We start from the raw sequence: 3678 nt of genomic DNA, 5'->3' as shown, positions 1-3678 counted from the left end.
TTCGCCTCACAGGTGCGGGCCCGGTTCGGCACATGCGATCTGCTGGTCAACAACGCGGGGCAGGGGCGGATCTCCTCCTTCGCGGATACCAGCGATGACGACTGGCGCGCGGAATACGAGCTGAAGCTCTTTTCACAGATCCTGCCCCTCCGCGCCTTCCTGCCGATGCTGCGGGAGGCAGAGGGCGCGGTCGTCGCCGTCAACTCGCTGCTGGCCTACCAGCCGGAACCGCATATGGTCTGCACCTCTTCGGCGCGGGCGGGGGTGCAGAACCTGCTGAAGTCGCTTTCCGTCGAACTGGCCCCGCAGGTGCGCGTCAATTCCGTGCTTATGGGGCTGATCGGATCGGGCCAGTGGACCCGGCGGTTCGCCGAGCGCGAGGACCAGTCCGTCAGCCGGTCCGAATGGTACGGCGCGCTGGCGCGCAAGAAGGGTATTCCGCTGGGCCGACTGGGCGAGGCCGAGGAAGCCGCCCATGCCATCGCCTTTCTGGGGTCGCGCGCGGCCAGCTACATCACCGGTTCACAGCTCGAAGTTTCGGGCGGCCTGTCCCGCCACATCTGAGGAATCCAAGACATGAAACACGATCCCATCAACAAGACCGATACGGTCGGTGATTTCATCGCCCATTACCTTGCAGAGATCGGCGTGAGCACGATCTTCGGCGTGATTTCCATCCACAACATGCCCATCCTCGACGCGGTGGCGCGGCAGGGGCGGATCCGCTTTGTTCCCGCGCGCGGCGAGGCGGGGGCGATGAACATGGCCGACGCCTATGCACGGGTGTCGGGGGGGCTTGGCGTCTGCATGACCTCGACCGGAACGGCCGCCGGAAATGCCGCCGGAGCACAGGCCGAGGCACTAACGGCGGGCAGCCGGGTGCTGCATATCACGACGCAGGTGGATCTCGGCTATGCCGACCGCGACCGCGCGGCGATCCACGACGTGCCGCGCCAGCCGGAAATGCTGCGCGGTGTGTCCAAGAAGGTGCATCGCATGTGGGACGCGAACGGCGCGGTGGGCGCGCTGACGGCGGCGGTATCGGATGCGCTGTCGGCACCCAGCGGGCCGGTCAGCCTTGAAATTCCGGTGGACGTGCAGCGCGCGCCCGCAGCCCAGATGGCATCCGTCCATGCGCCGGTGGCGGTGGCGCCGGTGGCCGCGCAATCGGCGGTCGAAGAGATGGCCAAGCTGATCACCCGCGCCAAGCGTCCGCTTGTCTGGCTGGGCGGCGGCGCGCGGGGCGCGGCGGAGCAGGCGCGCGAATTGATGCGCCGGGGCGTGGGTGTCGTGACCTCCACCAACGGGCGCGGCGTGGTGTCGGAGGAAGAGGCGGCGAACCTCGGGGCTTTCAACATGGGGCCGGATGCCGCCGAACTTTTTGCAAGCTGCGATCTGATGCTGGTCGTCGGCTCCCGCCTGCGGGGCAACGAAACGCGCAACAACAAGATGCCGCTGCCGCGCCCCCTGTTGCAGGTCGACGCAGACGCCGCACAGGGCGGGCGCAACTACCCGGTCGATGTCTTCGCCCATGGCGATGCCGCCGATACCCTGCGCCGCCTGCTGGATCTGTTGCCGGAACAACTGGAGACCGACGCCGGGCTGCGGTTCGATATCGCCCGGCTGCGCGCCCAGGCCGAGGGCCGGCTGCGCGATCAGTTGGGCCCCTACAGCGTCGTGGCGGAGGCGATCAACAGCGCCGTCGGGGCAGGGGGCAACGCCTGGGTTCGGGATGTGACGATTTCCAATTCCACCTTCGGCAACCGCTATGTCCGCCTTTCCGATCCCCGGCAGGGGGTCCATGCGCTCGGGGGCGGTATCGGGCAGGGCGTGGCTATGGGGATCGGCGCGGCGCTTGCCTCCCCCGGGCCGAAGGCGATCACCCTTCTGGGTGACGGCGGCACGATGCTGGGTCTGGCCGAGATGATCACGGCGGTCGATGAAAACGCGCCGCTGGTCTATGTGCTGATGAACGATCAGGCTTACGGCGTGATCGAGAACATCCAGGATGCGCAATACGACAGCCGCCGCCACTATTCCAAGGTCGCGGTGCCGGAGTTCGGGGCCTTCTGCGGCTCGATCGGGATGCCGCATGTGAAGGTCGGCGATGTGGATGATTTTGAACCCGCCCTGCAGAAGGCGCTGAAGGCCGATGGCCCGCGCCTGATCGAGGTCGACATGTGCGCCATCGGGCCCTTTGCCGAAGCCTTCGCAGGCCCGCCCGCGGGTGCCGCGGGCAAGAAGGAGTAGCCCATGCACCTCGGTCTCGTCGGATATGGCAACATCGGGGCGGCGCTGCTGGCGCTGCTGACGCCACAGGATGCGGCGCGGGTGACGATGCTGGTCCGACCGGGCCGTGCCGTCGATGCCCCCGGGGTCGACACTGTGGAGACGGTCGAGGACCTGATCGCAGCCCGCCCCGATCTGCTGGTGGAATGCGCGGGGCATGAGGCGGTGCGTGACGTGGCCGTGCCCGCGCTGGAGGCGGGGATCGATGTGGTTGTCGTCTCGGTCGGGGCGCTCAGTGACGCGGGGTTGGAGGACGCGGTGCGGCAGGCCGCCGAAAAGGGCGGGGCGCGGGTCATCCTGCCCCCCGGGGCCATCGGCGGGATCGACCTGCTGGCGGCGGCCGCGGCGGCGGGCGATCTGGAGGTGACCTATACCGGCACCAAACCGCCTGCGGCATGGCGCGGAACCCCGGCGGAAGACAAGCTCGATCTGGACGCGCTGCGCGAAGCGGCGGTGATCTATGCCGGCACCGCGCGCGAGGTCGCACAGGCCTTTCCGAAGAACGCCAACGTGGCGGCGACGCTGGGGCTGGCGGGAGCGGGTCTGGACGCGACGCGGGCCGAACTGGTGGCAGACCCCGCCGCGGATGGCAACCGGCACGCGTACCGCGTGCGCTCCGCCCTGGGGAGTTTCGAGGTGCGGATCGACAACAAGGCCTCGGCAGGGAACGCCAAGACAAGTGCGGCGACGATCTATTCGGCGCTGCGCGAAATTCGAAACCGCAAGGGACCGATGGTGATCTGATGAAAATGGAACGAGATATCCTGCCCTCCGGCGCTTTGTTCATCGGCGGCGAATGGCGTGAAGGGCGCGGGGGGCAGATTACGTCGATCTTTCCCGCCGACGGCTCGGTCAACCGGGTGCTGCGCGGCGCCTCCCCGCAGGATGGGGAGGAGGCCATCGCCCGGGCGAAGGCGGCCCAGCCCGCATGGGGGGCGCTGAAACCGCACGAACGAGCGCGCGTTCTGCTTGCCGTCGGCGACGGGATCGATTCCAACGCGGGCCGTATTTCGCAAATCCAGTCGCAGGACACCGGCAAGACGCTTGCGGAAACCGCCGCGCTGGCGGCATCGGCGGCAGCCACGTTCCGCTATTTCGCCGCCGTGGCTGAAACCACGGATGAGGAGATGACCGCGCAGCGCGGCGGCGCGCTGACGCTGTCGGTGCACGAACCGATGGGGGTGGTGGCCGCGATCACGCCGTGGAATTCACCCATCGCGTCGGATGCGCAAAAGCTCGCCCCCGCGCTGGCGGCGGGCAACGCGGTGATCCTGAAACCCGCGTCATGGTCGCCGCTCACGGCGCTGGAACTGGCGCGGATCGTGGATGAGGCGGGGCTGCCGAAGGGGCTGCTGGCCGTGCTCCCCGGCTCGGGCCGCGAGATCGGTA

At 68.5% G+C, this 3678-nt stretch carries 4 protein-coding genes; all 4 read left to right on the top strand.

Features of this window, described 5'->3' with window-relative positions:
- Window positions 1-564: SDR family oxidoreductase (locus A3764_RS05655; protein ID WP_067951306.1), on the top strand; the 564-nt coding region annotated here is incomplete at its 5' end.
- A 12-nt stretch (window positions 565-576) separates the two neighbouring features.
- Complete coding sequence (locus tag A3764_RS05650) at window positions 577-2250, top strand: thiamine pyrophosphate-binding protein (protein ID WP_067923313.1); 1674 nt, start codon at window positions 577-579, stop codon at window positions 2248-2250.
- Window positions 2251-2253: 3 nt separating this feature from the next.
- Window positions 2254-3033 carry an aspartate dehydrogenase gene (locus tag A3764_RS05645; protein WP_067923317.1) on the top strand — a complete coding sequence of 260 codons (780 nt, stop codon included), beginning with the start codon at window positions 2254-2256 and terminating at the stop codon, window positions 3031-3033.
- The coding region (locus tag A3764_RS05640) for an aldehyde dehydrogenase family protein (protein ID WP_201722403.1) at window positions 3033-3678 on the top strand (646 nt) is incomplete at its 3' end. The genes A3764_RS05645 and A3764_RS05640, both read left to right, overlap by 1 nt.

This window comes from Sulfitobacter sp. HI0129, from assembly GCF_001635395.1.
GTDB lineage: Bacteria > Pseudomonadota > Alphaproteobacteria > Rhodobacterales > Rhodobacteraceae > Sulfitobacter.
Note: the sequence above shows the minus strand (reverse complement) of the source record. Positions and strands in the feature narration are given on the sequence as shown.